Here is a 21,705-nt window from a genome sequence, read left to right on the forward strand (position 1 = left end):
CTTCAGAAAGGGGCAAGGGCGCCGGCCCTTGCCCCTTTGGGAATCACTTGTATCGCTCCTGGGAATTGAGGAAGCTCTGGAGCTGGTCATAGGTATTGAAGAAATGGTGGAGATTGTCGTCGCCCAGAGCGTAATAGAAGTAGCTGGTATCCGTCGGCTCCAGGGCAGCCATGATGGCCTCCATGCCAGGATTGGCGATGGGCGCCGGGGGCAGGCCCTTATACATATAAGTGTTATAGGGGGAATCGATGGCCTTGTCCGCCTCCGTCGGCACCTTTCCGCCGTTGATATAGGCCAGGGTAGCGTCGATCTGGAGCAGGCCCACAGTTTCACCCTCAGGATGCTCCAGGCGGTTATAAATGACGGAGGCAATCTCCTCCCGGTCAGATCCATCCGTTTCCCGCTCGATCATGGAGGCGATAGTCAGGATTTCCCGCAGGGAATAGCCTGTTTCCTCCACTTGGGCCCGTATATCATCGGTGACCATGGAGTCAAAGTAGACCAACAGCTTATTGATGGCATACACCGGATCGTGGGGGGTATAGAACTCATAGGTGGACGGCATGAGGTAGCCTTCCAGCCGGTGGTAATCCCCCAGCGGGATATCCTGGAGGAAGGAGAAGGCGTAGTCGTGGTTGGCGGCGGCTTCCTGAAGCTCCTCCACCGTGGCCACCCCCTTCTCTTCCAGCAGGGCGAAGATCTGGTCCAGGGTATAGCCCTCTGGGATGACCACATCCACCACCGACCGGGTGGCGGAGTTGGCACTCATGCCGGCCAGCAGAGCCCGGTAATCCATATCCGTGTTCAGGGTATAGGTACCCATCGTCACATCGTCCTTGCCCCCTGTGAAGGCGGCAAAGAGCTTGAAGAGCCACTTATACTCGATCAGCCCCTCATCCTCCAGCCGGTTCACGATGCTGTTGAAGCTGTCCTCCGAGGAGATGGTAATGGTCACTTCCTTCTCATCCTTATTCAGGGCCAGCACATCGTTTGCGGCGATCCAAAGCAGGCAGGCCAGCAGGATGGACACTCCGATGACTCCTACCACATAGAGCACGGCGAAGCCGGCGGTCCGGCCGGTCGAGCCGCGGCGGGGACGGCGGGCGGCGGTGCGCTCCTCCCGCCCGCTTCTTCGTTCACTTCTTCGTTCCTGGGGCATTCAGGTCAGCTCCTAATAAAATTTTTCCGGGTCCTTGTCACCAGGGACAAGGGACCTCCATAGAATAGTACAGAACGCACGGGACACACCGTCCCGGCGGGATTTTAGAGAGGTGTGAAAACATATGTGTTGTGGAAACAACGGCTGGGGCGGCAACGGCTGCCTGTGGATCATCCTGCTCATCATCATCCTGTTCGCCTGCGGCGGCTGGGGCGGCAACGGCTGCGGCTGCAACAACAGTTGCGGCTGTGGCTGCGACAACGGCTGCGGCAACGACAACTGCGGCTGCTGCTGAGTGGACCGGCAAAAGGGCGGGGGATCAACCCCCGCTTTTTGCCGAAGAAAGGTGGGACAGGCACTCCTCCTCGGTGACCACCAGGTCCACCGGGATATCATAAGGTCCCCTAGGCAAACGGTCCTGCAGGAGAGCGGCCCGGCACAGCCCCACCTTCCACCCGGAGCAGCCGGCCAGCCACCGGTCATAGTAGCCGCCGCCGAAGCCCAGGCGGTAGCCCTCCCGGTCATAGCACAGGCCGGGGACCAGGATCAGGTCGATGGCCGCCCGCTCCAGCAGAGGGGCCTGTTCGTCCGGCTCCAGAAGGCCAAAGGCCGCCGGCACCAGCGGGCGGTCCGAGGCATACCCACGGACCTCCATCCCCCTGCCGGGGAGCATCCGGGGCAGGCCCACCACCTTCCCCCGCTCCGCCAGCTGGCGGACCAGCTCTCCAGTGTCCGGTTCCCGCTCTGGGATGCCCCAAAAGGCGAAGATCGTCTTTGCGCCCTCCACTTGGGGCAGAGATAGGAAGTGGGCAAAGAGGGCCCGGTCGCTCTCCCGCCGCTCTGACGAGGGCAAAGCCGCCAGCCAGCGGCGGACTGTTCGGCGCAGCGCCGCCTTCTCTTCAGTAACAGATGGAAGCACGGACTTCCTCCGCTCTCTCCCGGCCGGCCAGGTATTCCACCAGCGCCAGTCCGAAATCAAAGGCGGAGCCGGCCGCCTGCCCGGTAATCAGCTTGGCTGGGCCGTCCACCACCACGTGGGACGGGCTGTCAGCTGCCACAGCTCCGTTCATCTGTCCCTCCATGCCGGGATAGCAGACGGCCCGTCTGCCCTCCAGCAGCCCCCACCTGCCCAACAGCGTAGGGGCCGCACAGATGGCGGCCAGAGGGATCCCCCGCTTCGCCGCCTCCCGGACCAGCTTCTCCACAGTAGGTTCCTGGCCCAGCTTCTGTACTCCCACACCGCCGCCGGGCAAAACCAGCATGTCGGCCCGGTCCAGCTCCACCTGGTCCAAAGTCAGATCCGCTTTTATTGTGATCTGCCGGCCTCCGGCCACCACCGCTCCGTCTGTGGACACCAGGGCCGTTTCCACGCCTCCTCGGCGGAGCAGGTCGGCGGGGACCAGGGCCTCCGCCTCTTCAAAGCCGGGAGCGAGCAGGATATAGACCATATTAGAATACCTCCTTTTACAGTAAGGGGGTCACCAGGGACCAGATCTCCTGGTGTATCTCCTGGATGGAGCGGAGCTGCCCCTCCCTGTCTAAACAGGAGATCCGCTTCCAGCCCAGCTCCCCAATGGCCTGGTGGGCGCAGGCGCGGCAGGTGGCTAGATACTCCGTGTCCAGCTCATGGATGTCCGCCTTGGTATGGGTGGCCGACTCCCGGCCGCGCAGCAGCTCCACCGACTTTTCGGTAGGCATATCCAAATAGAGCACCAGGTCAGGCCGGGGCAGTCCCAGCTTGTCGTGTTCAAAATCGTCCAGCCAGCGGAGGAAGGCGGTCCGCTCCCCCTCTGGGCACTTGGCCCCCTGGTGGACCGCGTTGGAGGTGGTATACCGGTCGGTAAGGACCAGGCCCCCCCCGTCGTAGTATTCCCCCCACACCTTTTTTAAGGAGGCGTATCGGTCCACCGCGTAAAACGCGGAGGCGGCGTAGGGATTTACGTCCCCTGGATGGCTGCCGAACTCACCCCCTAGGTACATCCGGATCAGAGCGGAGGACGGCTCCTGGTACTGGGGAAATACCAGCTTTTTGTACTCTTGGCCCATGGCGTCCAGCCGCTGGCACAGCTGGCCGAACTGAGTGGACTTGCCAGAGCCGTCGGTCCCTTCAATGACGATCAGCCGGCCCCTCATGACTGGTCCCTCCTGCCCCTCAGGCGGGCGCCGGCGGACTTGACCAGCACAAGAGGCAGCTTGGCCATCCGCCCCGCCCGCTGGGGCTCCTTCTTCAGGCGGTAGGCCCACTCCAAACCCAGCTTCCGCCAGGATTCGGGCGCCCGCTCCACGTTGCCGGCAAAGACATCCAGGGCACCCCCCAGGCCAATGGCCAGACGAGCACCTGTGTGCCTGCCCCACCGGGCCATCCACTTCTCCTGCTTGGGCGCGCCCAGGCAGACAAACAGCAGATCGGGCCGAGCGGCGGCCACCTCCAGCAGCACGGCCTCCTCGTCCTTAAAATAGCCGTCATGAGTGCCGCACAGGACGATATTAGGGTGTTGCTCCAGGATGCGGCGGCCGGCCTCTTGGGCCACGCCGGGCTTCGCCCCCAGCAGGTAGAGCCGACCCCCCATCTGGTCCAGCTTGGCCAGCATATCAGCGGCAAATTCGATACCGGGAACCCGCTCCTTCAGGGGTGTGCCCAGTATCTTGGCCGAATAGACCACACCAATGCCGTCTGGGATGACCAGGTCGGCACTGTTGAGCACCTGACGGAAGTCGGCGTCTTTTTCCGCCGCCAGGATAAATTCCGGATTGGGTGTCACCACATAGTGGAACTGGTCCTGCTCCAGCATGGCGGCGCCCAGCTGGGCAGCCTCCTGCCGGGACACGTCGTCAAACCGGACACCCAGAATATCTTTCTTCAAAGCCATCCCTCCCAGGGAACAGTAAAGCATTGCCCAATGGGCATATGCCAGGATTATAGTATTTTACCACGCTCTGGCAAAAAAGTCTATGAATTTTCCATGAAGGTTTGTCCAAGGCGGACATTGGAACACCTGCGCTTTCTTACCGTTGACTTTCCTCCGCTCTTTCCTCATAATAATAGATACCGTAAGGCATCACATACACGGGAGGTACCCTCATGGAATTTTATGGGACCTTAGGCGGGCTCTGCCGTGACCGGGCTCTGTTGGTCCGCCTGTTCCGAGCCGGGATGACCGGGGCCAGGCTCAACCTGTCCCACACCAGCCTGTCCCAATGCTCCGCTCTGCTAGAGGAGCATTTCTTTCCCGCGGCACGACAGGCCGGGGTGGACCGCCCCCATCTCATCATCGACCTGCAGGGGCCGGAGCTGCGGCTAGGCACACTCCCCATCCCCATCCCCATCAAGACCGGAGACGATATCCTGCTTGGCCAGGACGGCCTCCCTGTCCCCCAGGTAGTGGTGTCCAGCGCCAAGCCGGGGGACCAGATCTCCATTGACGACAGCGCCATTCTCCTAGAGGTGAAAAAGGCCAGCTCCTCTGTGCTGCTGTGCCGGGTGCTGCGGGGCGGCACTCTACACAGCAGGAAAAGCCTGGCTATTCTAGGAGTATACCCGGATACACCAGTCCTCACCCAGGAGGATCTGATGAATCTGGACCTGGCTGGACAGTTTGGAGTGACCCACATTCTTCAGCCCTTTGTCCGGGGACAGGAGGATATCCAGGCACTGCGCCAGGCCTTGGACCAGCGTGGGCTGGGCCGCATCCAAATCATGGCCAAAATAGAGAACCGCCAGGGTCTGGACCATCTGGAGGAGATCATCTCCGCCGCCGACCAGCTCTGCATCGCACGGGGCGACCTTGGAAACTCCATGCCCCTCTGGGAGCTGCCTGGGGTTCAGAAGGATATCGCCCGGCGGTGCGTGGCCGCGGGTCGTGACTTCTGCCTGGTCACCCAGCTATTGTGGTCCATGGAGCATCGTCCGGTGCCCACCCGGGCCGAGGTATGCGATATTTACAACGGCGTGCTGGACGGTGCCTCCTCTCTGATGCTCACCGGGGAAACCGCCGCTGGCCAGTACCCTGTCCGGGCGATGGAATATCTTGTCAAAACCGCCCACGAGGCGGAGAAAGGACTCTAAGCATGGAACGTCTGCTTTTTTTGGATGCCTGTGTACGGGGGCCTGAGCTGTCCCGTACCTGGCGGTTGTGCCAGCGTTTTTTGGAGGAATATACTACGCTACATCCCCAGGCGCAGGTCTGCCACAGAGATTTGAGAGAGTCTCTGCCCATCCTGACAGGGGAGCTGGCCCACCAACGTGACGGCTGGATCGCCCGCGGGGAAGATGATCCACGGCTGACCCCCGCCCGCGAGATCGCCTCGGCCGATCTGGTGGTCGTGGGCGCCCCTTACTGGGACCTCTCCTTTCCCGCCGTTTTGAAGGTCTATTTGGAGTGGTCCAGTGCGCTGGGCATCACTTTCCGCTATGACGAGGACGGGCGGCAGGTCGGACTGAGCCAGGCCCGCGCCCTGGTCTATCTCACCTCCGCCGGCGGCCCCGTAGAGGGGCAGAATTACGGCTTTGACTACCTAAAAGCCCTGGGCGCTATGTTTGGGATTCCCCACGCCTACTGTGTGGCCGCGGAGGGCCTGGATATCCAGGGAACCGACGTCCAGGCTGTCCTTCGCCGTGCCGGAGATAGGGCCGCTTCCCTGGCCCGCCAGCTGGCCCAGGAGCCGATGTGCCTTCATGGATAGTCCCCACCCCTCCTTTAGATTTGGAGCGCCATATGGCGCTCCAAAATTTTTTCTCATTTTCCCTTCTCTCTTCCTTTCTCCGCCGGATAGGGTACTGTAACCACGGGGCCCACCCACGAAGGCCGGTCCCTATCCCCCACCTTACCCGGCGGTTCAGCCGCCTGACTGTTCAGAAAGGATGACACGTATATGAAGCACAAGAGGTTTTTTCCCCGCCTGACCAGCCTGCTCTGCACTCTGGCCATGTCCCTGTCCCTTGTCCCTGCCGTCTCGGCCGCCAGCCAGCCGGAGCCCCTGATCTCCACCAACCGATATGGCTACTACAACGGTAACTGGGCCGTCCCCCGCTCCTCCTATCTATACCAGGATGGCCAGGACCTGGTTCGGGTGGAGTACCGGAAAGGCAGCCAGCTGGTGAATGGCCAGACTGGCCAGTTCCTGGAGTGGCTCACACCCACCACCCTAGTGGTAGAGACCTATGACAGCCACTTCCAGTTGAAGGAGACTAGAGAACTGGAAGTAGAGCTCCCAATCTGGGGCGGCTTCTTTGCCGGGGAGGACTACAACTTCGTGGTTTTCGGCCAGGAGAATCCCTCAGAGAGCGACAGCGCCGAGGTAGTCCGGGTGGTCAAATACTCCAAGAGCTGGGAGCGGCTGCACCAGGCCAGCCTAAGAGGGGCCAACACCACCATCCCCTTTGACGCCGGCGGCTTTACCTGCGCCGAGGACGGCGGCCTGCTGTACATCCGCACCAGCCACGAGATGTACGCCAGCTCCGACGGTCTGAACCACCAGGCCAGCCTGTCCTTCACAGTCCGCCAGGAGGACATGACCATCTCCGACGTGGCCTCCGCTGTGTCCAATCCCGCCACGGGCTATGTATCCCACTCCTTCAACCAGCTGATGCTGGTGGACCAGGAGGGCAGGCTGGTCGCGCTGGACCACGGCGACGCCTATCCCCGTGGGGCGTCCCTGTACCGCTGTGACGGCCAAAGCGGGCGGCGGGGGACCCAGCTCCTAGTAGCCAGCTGGCCTGGTTCCATCGGCGCCAACGTGACCGGCGCCCAGGTCACCGGTCTGGCCGAGACCTCCACCGGCTACCTCACCGCGTACAGCTACACTGGGAAGGGCGCTTCCTCCAACCTGACCGCCGACGTGAAAAACATCTATCTGGCTTACACCAGCAAAGATGATTTCTCTCAAAGCGGCACCAGGACCCGCCAGATCACCTCTTACGCCAACGGCGGGAACATCTATGGTTCCCAGCCCGTCCTTGTCCCCACCAGCCTGGAGGATGGCTATATCATCTGGTCTATGGCGGAGAAGGCGGACAACGGCTACTACTACAACACCGATTCCATCGGCTATGCCCGCTACTCCGCCGAGGGCTCGGTGTCTGACCTCAGGACCGCCGAGGGTGTCATGGCCTCCGACTGCACCCCCATCGTCTACAACGGACAAGTGGTGTGGTACGCCACCGATGACTCCGTCCCCGTGTTCTATGTTCTGGACGAGGACGGCGTCACCGCTTACCCCACAGCGGGAGAGGAGTCTGAGCCGCCCGCGGAGCCTGAACAGCCGGAGCGGCCCAGCCGGCCCTCCGCCCTGTCCGATCCCCGCCAGGCAGCCACCATTCGGCAGGCTGTGGAGCAGGCCGATCTTCTCTCCCGTCGGATCGTACTGAGCAACCCCAGCCGTCTGGCTATCCGGGAGGACGGCTCCCTGTGGGACGCAGGCCCCGGCTATCTCACCGAAGAGGAGAAGGCCCAGTACCCTGTCAAGCTCATGGACGGTGTGCGCCAGATCTGTTGCTCAGACAACGACCTGCTCCTGGCCGTAAAGGAGGACGACACTCTCTGGGCCTGGGGCTACTATGTGGGCTCCCTAGGGCTGCTGGACAGCTTTGACGCCTGGTCTGAAACTCCCATCAAGGTAGCGGACAATGTCCGATCTGTGGCCACCGGCAAATTCGGCGCCATGGTGGTACGTACCGACGGCTCTCTGTGGTACTACGGCCTGGTGAGCGCGGGAGAGGACGGTTCGGGCACTGACTATGGCGCCGCCGCCCCCGATTCCTACGGACCCCACCATGTGATGGACAATGTGGTCATGGTGGATGCCGGCCTGTCCCGCTACGTGGCCCTGAAAGAGGATGGCTCCGTCTGGGTCTGGGGCGCCGACGGCTATGGCGGCGACGGCAAGATGATTCTCTACAACGGCGACGCTCCTCTGCCCCTGACCAAACTGCTGGACGGCATGATCTCCGTCGGTATGGAGGGGGAGAGCGGCTGGGCCATCGATCAGGAGGGCGGCCTGTGGACCTGGGGTGTCAATGACAATGGCGAGGTGGGCAACGGCATGGCCTATGACACCGTCACCCCTTGGAGCGAGGGAGTTGGGCAGTCCACGCCCGTCAAGATCATTGACCGGGATGTAATCTCCGCCGAGCGGGGCGCCGCCGTATTAAAAAGCGGTGATCTATACACCTGGGGCATTACCGAAGAGGGGGGCGACACGGTTTCCAGCTACGGCTTCCACGTCCAGAGCTTCCCCATCAAAACCGGGGAGGACACTGTTATCGCCAATACCGCTCTCTGCTCTGATGGCTCCCTCCACGCCCCAGATGGCGAGGTTCTCATTGACGGTATCTTTACCCCCAGCGGCCAGTCTGTCCAAGGGACGGTGGACCAGGAGCGGAAGCCCAGCGGCACCTCAACGCCCGGTCAAACAGAGCGGCCCGACCAAGGTGCCGCCCCCCACTTCTCCGACATCAAGGCGGGCCAGTGGTTCCAGCCCTACGTGGAGAAGGTAGTCCAAAATGGACTGATGACCGGCATGGGAGACGAAAGGTTCGAGCCCGGCGGCGACCTGTCTATCGCCCAGACTCTGGTGCTGGCCTATCAGATCCACAGCCGTGAGAGCGGCGACCCGCTTCCCCAGACCTCCGGCGGCTGGTATATGCCCTATTACCAGTACTGTCTGGACAACGGCATCCTCACCGCCCGTGACTTTCCTCAGTCCTGTCTGAACGACAAGGCCACACGGTATGATATGGTCGCCATTCTGGATCAGGCCATCCCCGATGACCAGATGGAGGCAATCAACACCGTCCGGGACGGCGATGTCCCCGACTTGGGGGAGGGGGATGAGCTGGGCGATGTGGTCTATCGGTGGTACCGGGCCGGTGTGCTCACTGGGGATGAGGAGGGCCGCTTCCACGGCGGCAGCGACATCACCCGGGCCGAGGTGTCGGTCATTCTCTGCCAGCTCACTGGGCTGGTGGACCGGGCCAGGCTGTGAGCTCCTATCCCCACCGGCCCCCAGAGTCCGAAAAAACCTGGGTCCCATTTCGGGACCCAGGTTTTTTCCTTGCCCTTCTTGGGAAAGACTGTTATACTGTAAAATGTAATTTTATGTCCGGCCTTCTGCCGGAGTGAGAGGGAGCTCCCGCTATGAAAAAACTGATGGTCATTGACGGCAATTCCATCGTCAACCGGGCCTTCTACGGAGTCAGCCAGAACCTGACCACACGGGAAGGTCAGCCTACCAACGCCATCTTTGGCTTTTTGAACATTCTGAACAAGCTGCTGGACGACAGCCAGCCCGACGCTCTCTGCGTCACCTTTGACCGGGCCGCCCCCACCTTCCGCCACCTGGCCTACGAGGGATACAAAGCCACCCGCAAGGGGATGCCCGACGAGCTGGCCAGCCAGCTTCCCCTGCTCAAGCAGGTGCTGGGGGCCATGAACATCCCCATGTACGAGCTGGATGGCTGGGAGGCTGACGACCTGATCGGCACCATCTCCGTGAAGGACCGGGCGGCGGGCTGGGAGACCATCATCGTCACAGGAGACAAGGACTCCCTCCAACTAGTGACAGACACCACCACAGTGAAGCTGGTGTCCACCCGCATGGGCCGCACCGACACCCGTGACATGACCCCGGCCTCCTTTCGGGAGGAGTATGGCTTTGACCCCATCCACATTATCGACTTGAAAGCCCTGATGGGGGATGCCAGCGACAACATCCCCGGTGTCAAGGGGGTGGGTGAAAAGACCGCCATGGCCCTGGTGCAGCTGTACGGCTCTATTGACTGCCTGTATGACCATATGCCCGATATCTGTATGGCTCCGTCCACCCCCGCCAAGCCCGGCGTGGTAAAAAAGCTGGCCGAGGGCAAAGGGATGGCCCGCATGTCCTATGACCTGGCCACCATCCACACCGACGCCCCCATCGATTTCGACCCGGAGCGCAACCTGCGGCAGCCGCCGGACAACAACGCTCTGTACCAGCTGTTCCTGGATCTGGAATTCGCCAAGCTCATCGACAAGTACCACCTCGCCGCTCCCCAGGGGGAGGGAGAGGCCCAGAGCCAGCCGGGGGCGGAAGACTCCTGTACCACCGAGGTCGTCACCACACAGGTCCGGCTGAAGGAGCTGCTGGCCCTCTGGTCTACCAAGGACAGCGTGGATGTCCTGGCCCTGCCGGGGTTGGACGTAATATGTGTGGAGTGCCGGCTCAACGAGAAGGAGAACCACGCTGCCCTGTTCCTCGCAGACAAATTCCAGGGACACAACGAGTTTCTGCGGACTTTTTTCGCAGACCCGGACATTAAAAAGGTTACGCACGGGCTGAAGGGCCTGTGGCGCTCCCTGCTGGCTGAAGGGATCTCCCCCGCCGGCTTTGTCTTTGATACCGAGGTGGCCGCCTATCTCCTGGCCCCTACCGACGGCAGCTATGACCTGGAAAAGCTGGGGCTGACCTATTTCAGCTTTCAGCCCGCCAAGGCTGGCGACTATTTGGCCGAGGGAGCTTTCGGCCCCCTGGCTGATCCGGTGGGCCCCGCCGCCGCCCTCACCTCCCACTGCGCCCTCATCGGCGCCCTCCACGGGGTGTTGGAAAAGCGCCTGCGGGAGCTGGAGATGTGGGACCTGTATGAGACCATCGAGCTGCCCCTGTGCTCGGTGCTGGCTGAGATGGAGGCAGAGGGCTTTCTTATTGACCGGGGCGCCCTGGTGTCCTTTGGGGAGATGCTCACCCAGCGCATCGACCAGGCCCAGTCCCGCATCTACGAGCTGGCTGGGGAGGCCACCTTCAACATCAACTCCACCCAGCAGCTGGGCCATGTTTTATTTGAAACGCTGGGGCTCCCACCTGTGAAAAAGACCAAAACCGGCTGGTCCACCAATGCCGAGGTGCTGGACAAGCTGCGGGGCCAGCACCCCATCATTGACGAGATTCTGGAGTACCGCCAGCTCACCAAGCTGAAGTCCACCTATGTGGACGGTCTGTCCAAGGTCATCGGTCCTGACGGGCGGCTCCGCACCTCTTTCCAGAATACGGTGACCGCCACTGGGCGGCTGTCCTCCACTGAACCCAACCTTCAGAACATTCCCGTCCGCACCCAGTTGGGGGCCGAGCTGCGCAAGATGTTCGCGGCCCCGGCCGGCCGTGTGCTGGTGGATGCGGATTATTCCCAAATCGAGCTGAGGCTCCTGGCCCATATGGCCGGCGATTCGGCTATGATCGACGGCTTTAAGAGCGGAGCGGACATCCACACCATCACCGCCTCCCAGGTCTTTGGTGTCCGGCCCGAGGAGGTCACCCCCTCCATGCGCCGCTCGGCCAAGGCGGTGAATTTCGGCATCGTGTACGGCATCTCTCCCTTCTCGCTGTCCCAGGACATCGGCGTATCTGTCCAGGAGGCCAAGGAGTATATGGACAAGTATTTCGCCCATTACTCCGGTGTCCGGGCCTATATGGACGGCGTAGTGGAGCAGGCCAAACAGACCGGCTTCGTGGCCACCCTCTTTGGTCGACGCCGCTGGGTGCCGGAGCTGAAATCTTCCAACTTCAACACCCGGTCCTTTGGGGAGCGGGTAGCCCTTAACGCCCCCATCCAGGGCACCGCCGCCGACATCATCAAGCTGGCCATGATCCGGGTGCGGGACCGGCTTCGCGCCGAGGGGCTGAAGGGACGCCTGGTCCTCCAGGTCCACGACGAGCTGATCGTGGAGTGTCCGGCGGAGGAGGCGGATAGAATCTGCAGCCTGGTGGAGGAGGAGATGGAGGGCGTGGCTGCTCTGTCCGTCCCTCTGCTGGCCGAGACTCACGCTGGAAAGAGCTGGGCGGACGCCCATTAGCCCGCCGCGCTGGCCCGGACCGCATCCTCTTGTCCTTTCGGAATACTTCACCTTGAACCTGCTTGGTTAGGAACGTCCAATGGGCATTCCTCCCCCCGCATCTCCGCCACCTATCCCTCGAAAGTGACCGACTGTCCTGGTTTTGTTGTCAAATCGGCAGGAATCTGATACACTGACAACAGAATAGCAGGGAGGTATCCTCCATGGATCGTACCGTCTATACCACTGCTCGACTTGTCAAGTGGGCGCTGCTGGGGGTGTCAGGATGAGTGGGACCGACCGCCGCCCAGTTCTGACGACCTTGTTGACCGTTCTGGGCTGTCTAGCTATGCTTTGGGTGGAGTGGGTGCTGTCCCCCGTCTACCCGGTAAAGTCGTCGGCTAAGGCGCTGGTCTTTCTGGGCTGCGCCGCCGCCTATGTGCTGGCCTCCGGCGACCGGACGATCCTCCGGTCCTTCGGCCGGCCCGAACAGGGGGCGATGAGGCTGCCCCTGCTGCTGGGGGGCGGAGTATTCCTCCTGCTGCTGGGCGGGTACACGCTGCTCTCTCCCTGGCTGGATTTGTCCGCCATCTCCGGCAATTTACAGGCCAAGGAGGGCTTCACCGCCGCTACTTTTCCACTGGCGGCCCTCTATATCATCTTTGGTAACTCCATGCTGGAGGAGCTCTTTTTCCGGGGCTTTGCCTTTCTTGCCCTGTACCGATCCGGTTACAAAAAGCTGGCCTGGACCTTTTCCGCCCTAGCTTTTGCCCTGTACCATGTGTCCATCATGGACGGCTGGTTCCACCCGGCCCTGCTGGTCCTGCTTACCGCTGGGCTGGCCTGCGCCGGGCTTCTGTTCAACGCTCTGGACGCAAAAAGCCAGACCATATGGCCCGGCTGGCTGGTCCACATGGGGGCCAACCTGGCCATCAACACCATCGCCCTTCACCTGTGGGGGATCATTTGACGAAAGGAGAGTGTCCTGCGCCCTCTGTCTGCTGGCCTTGGTATCCCATCTGGCTGATGAAACAACAAGTGGGTCTATGCGGTTCCCACCGCGTCTGAACTGTAAATCCGCTTTGCAAGGAGGCTCCCTTATGACATTCTGGACTGTCTTAACTGTTTTTCTCCTCTTCCCCCTGCTGATGCTTACCCTTGTATTTTTCTTCCGCCCCGCCTGGCTCCCCCTGGTCATCCCCATGAGTACGCTCTCTGCCCTGGCGCTATGCTGGGGGAAGTTCTGCTACTTTGAATGGCGGCCTCCCCTTATGGTCCTTCTCTCCATCCAGATGCTGGCTGTCACTCTGCTGGTTTTGGTTCTGGCGGCGGTGCGGAAAACACCCCGTTACGGAGCCTTCTTCCTGGAGAGCCTCACCGCCCTGCTGTTCACTGCCATGTGCGTCTGCGTCCCCTACGGGTACATAGAGCTGGAATGGCTCGCCAAATTCTATCCCTCCTGTCCCCCGCCTCAGGCGGCCCTTCTCCTCCTGTTCCCCTTCGGAACTGGGATTCTCCTATCCCTCTGGGGCGTTCGGAAACTGCGCGGGCCGAACAAATAACCGGCAGACCCAACCTTTACCCTATCACATAAGGAGTCAATACAATGTACTACGAGATTGTCCCCATGGACCGAAGCCACATAGACCAAATCGCCGCCCTGGAGCGGGAATGTTTCTCCACGCCCTGGAGCGAGACCATGCTCTCTGACGCCCTTTTCGACCCCCAGGCCAGCTTTATCGTGGCCGACGACGGGGAAGGCAATATTCTGGGCTACGCTGGCTTACATGTGGTGTTGGACGAGGGCTACATCGACAATATCGCCGTCCACCCCGACGCCCGGCGGCATGGAGTGGCCTCCGCCCTGCTGGATGTGTACTGCCGCTTCGGCGCCGCCAATCTGGCCTTCCTCACTCTGGAGGTACGGGTATCCAACACTGCCGCCATCGGCCTATATGAAAAGTATGGCTTCCACCAGGCTGGCCTGCGGCCGGGATACTACCAAAATCCGCGGGAGGACGCCTTAATTATGACACGGGAGTTTGAACATGAAGCTGATTGAATTGACCGCGGAGCAGTTGTCCGCCCTGTATGAGAGCGAGCTGAAAGTCGCTTTCCCGCCCCAGGAGCTGAAGCCCCTAAAGGCCATGCTGAACCTGATGGCTGAGAAGAAGTATCAGGCCCTTGGCCTGTATGATGGAGATGAACTGGCGGGCTATGCCCTGCTGTGGTTGGAGCCAGGTATTCCCTTTGCCCTGCTGGACTATCTGGGAACCATCGAAGGCAGGCGCAGTCAGGGGCTGGGGACCATTATGCTGGACCTGTTGGCCGGCTACTACAAGGATTACCGAGGCATCTTCGGCGAGGCGGAGGCACCAGAGGGCGGCAGTCCCGAGGGGGAGGAGCTGCGCCGGCGCCGGCTCGGCTTCTATCTGCGCAACGGGTTCCGATACGGCGGCTATGACTGCGCCCTCTTTGGTGTCCACTACCAGACCCTGATCCGAGGCCGTGAGGACGTCACTCCGGGTGAGCTGCTGGCCGTCCACCAGAAAATTTACAGTGGACATATGCCCAAACAGGTATACGACCGTTTCATCCAGATCCCCCTGCTCCCTGGGCAGCGGCCCAACTCCATGGGAGACTGGGTGGAGGAGTGAGGGGCGCCCCTCCCCGTCTACATCGTCATCTCTATTCCTGGCAAGCCCTGCGTCTCCCTCAGCCGCCAGCGCGCACTTCCTTCGCAGCGGTGTCCGCTGGTTCCCTCGATCAGAAAGTAGGTATTGATACGATGAATATTCTTGCCATTGAATCCTCCTGTGACGACACCGCCGCCGCCGTTGTCAAGGACGGTCGGACGGTGCTGTCTAGCTGCGTGTCCTCCCAAATTGAGATGCATACCATCTATGGCGGCGTGGTACCGGAGCTGGCCTCCCGCAAGCATATCGAGGCCATATCCGGTCTAGCCGACAAAGCTCTGGCTGACGCCGAGCTTTCCCGCGCCGATCTAGACGCCGTAGCGGTTACCTATGCCCCCGGCCTCATCGGCGCTGTGCTGGTAGGGGTCAACTTCGCCAAAGGGGCAGCCATGGCTCTGGACCTGCCCCTCATCCCGGTCCACCATGTCCGGGGCCACATCGCGGCCAATTATATCACCCACCCGGACCTGGAGCCCCCCTTCGTATGCCTGTGTGTATCCGGCGGCACCACAGCCATCGTGGATGTGCGGTCCTATACAGAGATGGAGATCATGGGTTCCACCCGGGACGATGCCGCCGGCGAGTGTTTTGACAAGGTGGCGCGGGTGCTCGGCATCGGCTATCCTGGCGGCGCTCCCATGGACCGGCTGGCCCAGGGGGGCGATGACCTGCGGTATGAGCTCCCCCTGGCCCATGTGACCGGGCACGAGCTGGATATGTCTTTCTCCGGCCTCAAAACAGCCAGCCTGAATCTGATCCACAACGCCCAGCAGAAAGGGGAACCCCTGGACCTGCCCTCTTTCGCCGCCAGCTTTGGCCGGGCGGTGAGCCAGTCCCTGGTCCCCCGTGCTATGGCCGCAGCCAAGGCAAAGGGCTATGGCAAGGTGGCGGTGGCTGGCGGCGTGGCGGCCAACAGCCGCATTCGGGCCGATCTCCAGGCCGCCTGTGCCCAGAGCGGGGATCAGCTCTACCTCCCCGAACTGCGCTACTGCGGCGACAACGCCGCTATGGTCGGCTGTCAGGGGTACTATGAGTGGCAGGCTGGCCACACAGCCGGTTGGGAGCTAAATGCTTACGCCACCCGGGATATCTCTCTGGGATAAGCCCACTGTTTCCCGCCTGGCGGAACAGCGGGCGGCTCTCCCTGTGCTCCGTCTGTAGTATTACAGTCTGGATACCTCCCCTCTCAATTTTGCGTTATGTCACCCATAATTTTTGGGTTCTTTACATTTTTTCCCTATTTCTAATCGTAAGAAATCCACAGCCGCCCGAATCATGGCGCTTTGAGCCGCCCCTTTTGTGGAAAACCATGTGGAAAGTGTGAATAACTTTTTGTACTTACTTTTTACAATTCCGATTATGTAAATCTTTTATACCTGTACATAGGTCTCTGGCGGCTGCCATACAAAATTTTTCGTTCCTCCTATTGACATTAGCTGGACGTGGTGGTAGAATGTTGCGGTACAATAAAGTAGGTACGGTTCCCCGTCCTCACCCCAGGCCAGCGCCAAAGGGTCAACATGGAAGATCAGCACTGGATGTCCAGTGGTGTTTTGCTGTGATACGGGGGCCATATCGGCTATCCGTATTTTATTTTGTCTGGAGGTGCTTTCCCATCGCTAACACAGGTCATCAAACCAATGACGAGATCCGCGACAAGGAAGTTCGACTGATCGACCAGGCCGGCGAACAGTTGGGCATCATGTCTTCCCAGGAGGCGCTTCGTCTAGCGGAAGAACAGAACCTGGATCTGGTTAAGATCTCCCCCAACGCCGTTCCCCCTGTGTGCAAAATCATGGACTACGGCAAATATCGGTTCGAACAGACCAAGCGCGAGAAGGAAGCCCGCAAGAATCAGCGCGTGGTGGAGATCAAAGAGATCCGGATGTCCCCCAGTATTGATCTCAATGACTTCAACGTTAAGCTGAGGAACGCCCAAAAGTTTTTATCTGAGGGCAACCGCTGCAAGGTCACAGTCCGCTTCCGCGGCCGTGAGATGGCTCATACCAATATCGGTCAGGATCTGCTGCTCAAGTTCGCGGAGGAGTGCGGCGAGCTGGCTGTTATGGATAAGAGCCCCAAGCTGGAGGGACGTCATATGTCCATCTTCCTATCCCCCAAGCCTGCCAAAGACGCCAAAAAGTAAGTAAAGGAGTTTTCTGTTATGCCGAAGATCAAGATCAAGACTCACAGCGGCGCCAAAAAGCGCTTCTCTCTCACCAAGACCGGCAAGGTCAAGCGCGCCATGACCAAGAAGCGTCACCTGCTCAACGGCCACGGCAAGACCACCAAGCTGAAGCGGGCTCTGCGCGGCACCACCTATGCCGACAAGACCAATGAGGCCGCGATCAAGCGCATGATCCTGTACAAGTAAGACAGAGGGAGGTAACGAACAATGGCAAGAGTGAAAGGCGCGATGATGACGCGCAAGAGAAGAAATAAGATCCTCAAGCTGGCCAAGGGCTACTGGGGTTCCAAGTCCAAGCATTATAAGATGGCCAACCAGGCTGTCATGAAGTCCGGTGTGTACGCCTATACCGGCCGCAAGCTGAAGAAGCGCGACTTCCGTCAGCTTTGGATCACCCGAATCAATGCCGCCTGCAAGCTGAACGGCATGAACTACTCCACCTTCATGAACGGCCTGAAGAAGTCCGGCATCGTCATCAACCGCAAGATGCTGGCCGAGCTGGCAGTCAACGATAAGGCAGCTTTCGTCCAACTGACGGAAACCGCCAAGAAGGCTCTGGCCTAATTCTGTGAAATTGCGCTCCGGTACTGGATTTCAGCACCGGAGCTTTTTTCTGGCACATCTGATTATTCCCGGCGGCTGATTTTCTCCCTTTCCACAGCCGACCCAATCAAAAAGGAGGACACCTATGCCCACATTCACCTTAGATATCTACCAGACTGCAGGCATTGCCATGCTCCTGTTCGTACTGGGCCGATTTCTCACCGAGCGCGTCGAGTTCCTGAGAAAATGCTGTATCCCCGCCCCTGTGGTGGGGGGCCTGATCTTCGCCCTCGTTCATCTGGGACTCTATATGAGCGGTGTACTGGCCCTATCCTTTGATGAGAACATCAAAAACTTCTTTATGACCCTGTTCTTTACCAGCGTAGGCTATACCGCCTGCTTCCGACTGTTGAAAAAGGGGGGTAAAAAGGTATTTACCTTCCTGTTTGTCGCTATCTTAATGGTTATCCTGCAAAATTTGGCCAGCTCTGTGCTGTCCGTCCTGCTTGGCTGGGATCCCCGTCTCGGCCTGTGCACCGGCTCCATCCCCATGGTAGGGGGCCACGGTACCGCGGGCTCCTACGGCCCCGAACTGGAAAAGATGGGTCTGGCCGGCGCTGAGGTGCTGGCTATGGCCGCCGCCACCTTTGGTCTTGTCGCCGGCTCCCTGATGGGCGGCCCTACCGCCCGCAGCCTTATCAACAAATATGGTCTGCGCTCCAACGAGACCACCGAGTCCGTCATTGAAGCCGCTGACGAGACTCCTGAAGAGAAGGAGCGGGCGGAGCGCATGGACTATACGGCCTTTACCAACGCCGCCATCCTGCTCATCGTCGCATCTGGCCTGGGCACTCTGCTGACCATGGCCTTCAATAGCGTGCAGATCACCATTGCCGGCACGGTCATCAAGTTCACCTTCCCCACCTATATCGGCTCCATGGTCATCGCCGCTGTCATCCGCAATTTCTGTGATGTCAAGCGCATTATTCTCCCCGCCAAGGCCATCGATACCTGGGGTAATGTGTCCCTCTCTATCTTCCTGGCCATCGCCCTTATGTCCCTAAAGCTCTGGGAACTGGCCGAACTGGCTACGGACATGGTCATTCTACTGGCCGCCCAGGTAATACTCATGTTTCTCTTCGCCCGGTTCGTGGTGTTCCGGCTCATGGGTCGGGACTATGAGGCGGCAGTCATGACCTCCGCCTTCTGCGGATTTGGTATGGGCGCCACGCCCAACGCCATGGCCAATATGCAGGCCATCACCAAAAATTACGGCCCCGCGCCTCAGGCTTTTTTTATCGTACCGCTGGTCGGCTCGCTGTTCATTGATTTCTGCAACGGAATTATTATTACCCTGTTTCTGAATGTACTGCCGTTGATCTTCGGCTGATAAAAGCCCGCGCCCTGCTCCCCTGAGGAGCAGGGCGCTTTTTTACGATCTTATCAGGTCTTTGTCCCCTTCTTCACTATTTATACAGAGGCTCACAGTCCTCTAGACGACTCCTTTTTCTTCCGCTTGGCCGCCATATAGCGGTCCTCCTCACTGAAGATGCAGCCGCAATATTTCTGCATATAGAAGCCGTGCTCCCGGGCAAAGGCCTGGCCCGCCTGAAACAGTGGCCTGAAATCCCGGTACAGGAAGTCCACCCCGTACTTCTGCCCCATCTCACGGGCAATGGCGGCGATGGCATCATGGTTCTGATAGGGGGAAATGAGCAGCGAGGTGGTAAAGCTGTCATAGCCATGCTCCGCGGCGTATCGGGCTGTCTCCTCCATTCGGACCCGGTAGCAGTAGGGACAGCGCCCGTCAATATTTCCAGCCACAGCGGTGACGAACGGCCGCAGATCATAGGTGCCGCCGATGACCAATTTCATGCCGATCTCCCTTGCGTAGTCCTCTAAGGTGCGCTTCCGGGCCTGATATTCCGTATAGGGGTGAATGTTGGGGTTAAACCAGAAGCCGGTGACCGACAGCCCCTCCTCCCGCAGTTGAGCGATAGGCTGGTTGGCGCAGGGGGCACAGCACATATGCATCAGGGTATTATCCATCACACGCACCTCAAATCTCCAAAATATCTAACTCCAGGCCCTGCCGCATGGCATAGGCCAAGGTCTGGGCCGTCCCGCCTCTGGGTTCACCGTCATAGACGGCGATAATCCGGCAGGCCCGGTCCACCATGTACCGGTTCCGCCTTGCCATGCAGCCCCGGTCATAGTGATGCTGGACCAGAGTCTCATAGTCGCACTGGTCCAGGATAGCCTGATAGCGGAGCCGCTCCTCCCGGGGCCAGCGGTCCGCTTGGCTCTCACAGGGCCGCGCCCCCTCCAGCGTCACCTGCGGAAAGCACGCCCGCAAGGCCAACACAGCCTCGGCAAAATACAGGTCCGCCCCCCGTGCCATTCCACAGATAAAATGGCGGCAGCCACTCTGATAGGCCCGCTCCAGGGCCTGTCCCAACCGCTCCTTCAGCCGTGTGCATCTGGGGTCCCGCTCATCCGTTCCCCAAGGAAGTTTGTCGGGCCGGTGCCCGGTAAAGCAGCAGGTATTTGCCTGTTCCAAAACACAGCGCCCCTTCTTTTGTGCTGGTTTCTATTCTATAACAGGACATAGTCTAAGTCAATGTTTATGGAAAATTTGTTCGATTGAGTGGACAGCCAATCGATTCTCTGTATCCATATCCTGCCACGGGTGTACCTGGTGGAGCCCTGTTTCCTCTCCTCTATCTCCGCGATCCCGCTGCTCGGTGAACTTGGGCCTCAAGAACAGAATGGACGGCCTTTGGCCGTCCATTCCTTTTACTCCAATATCCTACCATCCACTGAGATGGTCACCACCTGCCAGGGGATAAACTTCCCGCTGTCCCGCAGGGCCTTCTCCGCCGCAATTTGTAGGCCGCCGCAGCAGGGGACCTCCATCCGCGCAATGGTCACGCTCTTGATATTATTTTGACGGATGATTTCTGTCAGCTTTTCACTGTAATCAACCCCGTCCAACTTGGGGCAGCCCACCAATGTCACTTTGCCCCGGATAAAATCCTGATGGAAGTTTCCATAGGCAAAGGCGGTGCAGTCGGCGGCAATCAGCAGGTTCGCGCCGTCAAAGTAGGGCGCCGTAAGGGGAGCCAGCTTGATCTGGACAGGCCACTGGCGCAGTTGGGATGAGACGGCGGCTTCCTGCTCCTGACGCCGTCCCAGTGTCTGGATACGGCTGCCAGGGCAGCCATGTCCTTCTCCATTCTCCCGCTCCCTCTTTTTAGACTGGACCGCCGCCTCATCATAGGGAGCCGCCTCCCGCTCCACAAAGGTGATGGCCCCGGTAGGACAGGTGGGTAAACAGTCCCCCAGGCCGTCACAGTAGTCATCCCGAAGCAGGGCCGCTTTGCCCTCCACCATGCCGATGGCCCCCTCATGACAGGCCTGGGCACACAGGCCGCAGCCGTTACACTTCTCTCGGTTGATCTCAATAATTCTACGAATCATGTCATTTTCCGCCTTTCCTTGACTTGGATGGGCTAAGTATAGTACCATTGATCCACAGAGTACGTTGTTAAAACAACATTTTAGGAGAAAGATATGGACTATCAATTTTTGGCTGGTATTCTCCTGTTCCAAGGGCTCTCCCCGGACGTTCTTCCGGATCTTCTGGCCGGTCTGGGAGCCGGGACCCGTTTCTATCCCCGTGGGGAGGCCGTCCTCCGGACCGGCGACCGGACCGGGCGGCTGGGTCTGGTGCTCTCCGGCGGCGTCAACATCGAGAATCACGACGCCTGGGGAAACCGGACCATCCTGGACCATGTGGCCCCCGGCCAGGTCTTTGCGGAGACCTACGCCTGTGTCCCCGGGGAACCACTGATGGTTGACGTTGCGGCCGTCCAGGACACAGAGGTCCTGTTCCTGGATATGGGCCTGCTCTTGTCCGGCGAGGGACCCCATCATGGCATCCTCCTGCGCAACCTTCTGACCATTACGGCCAGAAAAAACCTGGCCCTCTCTCGGCGCATCTTCTACACCTCCTCCAAGACCATCCGGGGCAGGCTGCTCTCCTATCTGTCCGACCAGGCGGTGCTCCAGAACAGCCCCTCCTTTTCTATCCCCTTTGACCGCCAGCAGCTGGCTGATTATCTGGGCGTGGACCGGAGTGCCCTGTCCAATGAGCTGGGCAAAATGAGGCGGGAAGGGCTACTGTCCGCCAGGAAAAGCCACTTTCGCCTCAATGTGAACCAGATGCCCTGATCTACACAGGATTTACAATTTAATTACAATTCATTTTCTTTGGTTGACAATGTAGACCAGTTGTGTTATGTTTGGTTTACA

At 59.9% G+C, this 21,705-nt stretch carries 23 protein-coding genes; 15 read left to right on the top strand and 8 right to left on the bottom strand.

What is annotated here, in order from left to right; all coding sequences use genetic code 11:
• Positions 1 to 43: 43 nt before the first annotated feature.
• Positions 44 to 1,159 (bottom strand): endolytic transglycosylase MltG, encoded by a 1,116-nt coding sequence (gene mltG, locus H8S11_RS08190; protein WP_186852795.1) that lies wholly within the window; start codon positions 1,157 to 1,159, stop codon positions 44 to 46.
• Between the two features lie 124 nt (positions 1,160 to 1,283).
• On the opposite strand from mltG, the gene H8S11_RS08195 reads away from it, so the two are divergent.
• Positions 1,284 to 1,454 carry a hypothetical protein gene (locus H8S11_RS08195; protein WP_186852796.1) on the top strand — a complete coding sequence of 57 codons (171 nt, stop codon included), beginning with the start codon at positions 1,284 to 1,286 and terminating at the stop codon, positions 1,452 to 1,454.
• 24 nt (positions 1,455 to 1,478) lie between these two features.
• On the opposite strand, the gene H8S11_RS08200 is transcribed toward H8S11_RS08195, so the two are convergent.
• Genes H8S11_RS08200 through H8S11_RS08215 form a run of 4 tightly spaced genes read right to left on the bottom strand, consistent with a single transcriptional unit; the run spans position 1,479 to position 4,029 of the window.
• A complete protein-coding gene (locus tag H8S11_RS08200; RefSeq protein WP_147570834.1) occupies positions 1,479 to 2,078 on the bottom strand; it encodes a 5-formyltetrahydrofolate cyclo-ligase in 600 nt (199 codons plus the stop codon).
• Entirely contained in the window at positions 2,059 to 2,607 is a 549-nt protein-coding gene (locus tag H8S11_RS08205) for a DJ-1 family glyoxalase III (protein ID WP_186852797.1), read from the bottom strand. Before H8S11_RS08205 ends, H8S11_RS08200 begins: the two co-directional genes overlap by 20 nt.
• Positions 2,608 to 2,623: 16 nt before the next feature.
• Positions 2,624 to 3,292 carry a dTMP kinase gene (locus tag H8S11_RS08210; RefSeq protein WP_186852798.1) on the bottom strand — a complete coding sequence of 223 codons (669 nt, stop codon included), beginning with the start codon at positions 3,290 to 3,292 and terminating at the stop codon, positions 2,624 to 2,626.
• On the bottom strand, positions 3,289 to 4,029 hold the full coding sequence (locus H8S11_RS08215; RefSeq protein ID WP_340405266.1) for a WecB/TagA/CpsF family glycosyltransferase: 741 nt from the start codon (positions 4,027 to 4,029) through the stop codon (positions 3,289 to 3,291). The genes H8S11_RS08210 and H8S11_RS08215 overlap by 4 nt, the downstream gene beginning before the upstream one ends.
• A 212-nt stretch (positions 4,030 to 4,241) precedes the next feature.
• On the opposite strand from H8S11_RS08215, the gene H8S11_RS08220 reads away from it, so the two are divergent.
• The 13 genes from H8S11_RS08220 (at position 4,242) to gltS (ending at position 18,781) form a co-directional block, all read left to right on the top strand.
• On the top strand, positions 4,242 to 5,225 hold the full coding sequence (locus H8S11_RS08220) for a pyruvate kinase (RefSeq protein WP_186852800.1): 984 nt from the start codon (positions 4,242 to 4,244) through the stop codon (positions 5,223 to 5,225).
• Between the two features lie 2 nt (positions 5,226 to 5,227).
• Positions 5,228 to 5,842, top strand: coding sequence for an NAD(P)H-dependent oxidoreductase (locus H8S11_RS08225; RefSeq protein WP_186852801.1), 615 nt, complete (start codon positions 5,228 to 5,230; stop codon positions 5,840 to 5,842).
• A 189-nt stretch (positions 5,843 to 6,031) separates the two neighbouring features.
• Entirely contained in the window at positions 6,032 to 9,142 is a 3,111-nt protein-coding gene (locus H8S11_RS08230) for an S-layer homology domain-containing protein (protein WP_186852802.1), read from the top strand.
• A 152-nt stretch (positions 9,143 to 9,294) separates the two neighbouring features.
• Entirely contained in the window at positions 9,295 to 11,985 is a 2,691-nt protein-coding gene (polA, locus tag H8S11_RS08235; RefSeq protein WP_186852803.1) for a DNA polymerase I, read from the top strand.
• A 265-nt stretch (positions 11,986 to 12,250) separates the two neighbouring features.
• Positions 12,251 to 12,934 carry a CPBP family intramembrane glutamic endopeptidase gene (locus tag H8S11_RS08240; RefSeq protein ID WP_186852804.1) on the top strand — a complete coding sequence of 228 codons (684 nt, stop codon included), beginning with the start codon at positions 12,251 to 12,253 and terminating at the stop codon, positions 12,932 to 12,934.
• Positions 12,935 to 13,064: 130 nt separating this feature from the next.
• The gene (locus tag H8S11_RS08245; RefSeq protein ID WP_186852805.1) at positions 13,065 to 13,526 is read left to right on the top strand and encodes a hypothetical protein; all 462 of its coding nucleotides are present in this window, start codon (positions 13,065 to 13,067) and stop codon (positions 13,524 to 13,526) included.
• 44 nt (positions 13,527 to 13,570) lie between these two features.
• Complete coding sequence (gene rimI, locus H8S11_RS08250; RefSeq protein WP_147570844.1) at positions 13,571 to 14,026, top strand: ribosomal protein S18-alanine N-acetyltransferase; 456 nt, start codon at positions 13,571 to 13,573, stop codon at positions 14,024 to 14,026.
• Positions 14,013 to 14,621, top strand: coding sequence for a GNAT family N-acetyltransferase (locus tag H8S11_RS08255; protein WP_186852806.1), 609 nt, complete (start codon positions 14,013 to 14,015; stop codon positions 14,619 to 14,621). The genes rimI and H8S11_RS08255 overlap by 14 nt, the downstream gene beginning before the upstream one ends.
• 131 nt (positions 14,622 to 14,752) lie before the next feature.
• A complete protein-coding gene (gene tsaD / locus H8S11_RS08260; RefSeq protein ID WP_186852807.1) occupies positions 14,753 to 15,763 on the top strand; it encodes a tRNA (adenosine(37)-N6)-threonylcarbamoyltransferase complex transferase subunit TsaD in 1,011 nt (336 codons plus the stop codon).
• Between the two features lie 455 nt (positions 15,764 to 16,218).
• Positions 16,219 to 16,806, top strand: coding sequence for a translation initiation factor IF-3 (infC, locus tag H8S11_RS08265; RefSeq protein ID WP_262669332.1), 588 nt, complete (start codon positions 16,219 to 16,221; stop codon positions 16,804 to 16,806).
• An 18-nt stretch (positions 16,807 to 16,824) separates the two neighbouring features.
• A complete protein-coding gene (gene rpmI / locus H8S11_RS08270; protein WP_050625289.1) occupies positions 16,825 to 17,034 on the top strand; it encodes a 50S ribosomal protein L35 in 210 nt (69 codons plus the stop codon).
• Between the two features lie 21 nt (positions 17,035 to 17,055).
• The gene (rplT, locus tag H8S11_RS08275) at positions 17,056 to 17,412 is read left to right on the top strand and encodes a 50S ribosomal protein L20 (RefSeq protein WP_147561805.1); all 357 of its coding nucleotides are present in this window, start codon (positions 17,056 to 17,058) and stop codon (positions 17,410 to 17,412) included.
• 124 nt (positions 17,413 to 17,536) lie between these two features.
• Complete coding sequence (gene gltS, locus H8S11_RS08280; protein WP_186852808.1) at positions 17,537 to 18,781, top strand: sodium/glutamate symporter; 1,245 nt, start codon at positions 17,537 to 17,539, stop codon at positions 18,779 to 18,781.
• A gap of 92 nt (positions 18,782 to 18,873) precedes the next feature.
• Here gltS and H8S11_RS08285 read toward each other — a convergent pair whose 3' ends face one another.
• From H8S11_RS08285 to H8S11_RS08295, 3 genes are all read right to left on the bottom strand, one after another.
• Positions 18,874 to 19,440, bottom strand: a complete 567-nt coding sequence (locus tag H8S11_RS08285) for an epoxyqueuosine reductase QueH (protein WP_240286953.1) — start codon at positions 19,438 to 19,440, stop codon at positions 18,874 to 18,876.
• A gap of 10 nt (positions 19,441 to 19,450) precedes the next feature.
• The gene (locus H8S11_RS08290; RefSeq protein WP_147570848.1) at positions 19,451 to 19,951 is read right to left on the bottom strand and encodes an SLOG family protein; all 501 of its coding nucleotides are present in this window, start codon (positions 19,949 to 19,951) and stop codon (positions 19,451 to 19,453) included.
• Between the two features lie 236 nt (positions 19,952 to 20,187).
• A complete protein-coding gene (locus H8S11_RS08295; protein WP_186852809.1) occupies positions 20,188 to 20,871 on the bottom strand; it encodes a 4Fe-4S binding protein in 684 nt (227 codons plus the stop codon).
• Between the two features lie 93 nt (positions 20,872 to 20,964).
• Between H8S11_RS08295 and H8S11_RS08300 the strand changes: the two genes are divergently transcribed.
• Positions 20,965 to 21,624 carry a Crp/Fnr family transcriptional regulator gene (locus H8S11_RS08300; protein ID WP_186852810.1) on the top strand — a complete coding sequence of 220 codons (660 nt, stop codon included), beginning with the start codon at positions 20,965 to 20,967 and terminating at the stop codon, positions 21,622 to 21,624.
• Positions 21,625 to 21,705: the final 81 nt, after the last annotated feature.

It is taken from the genome of Flintibacter hominis (assembly GCF_014287965.1).
Lineage (GTDB): Bacteria > Bacillota > Clostridia > Oscillospirales > Oscillospiraceae > Lawsonibacter > Lawsonibacter aceti.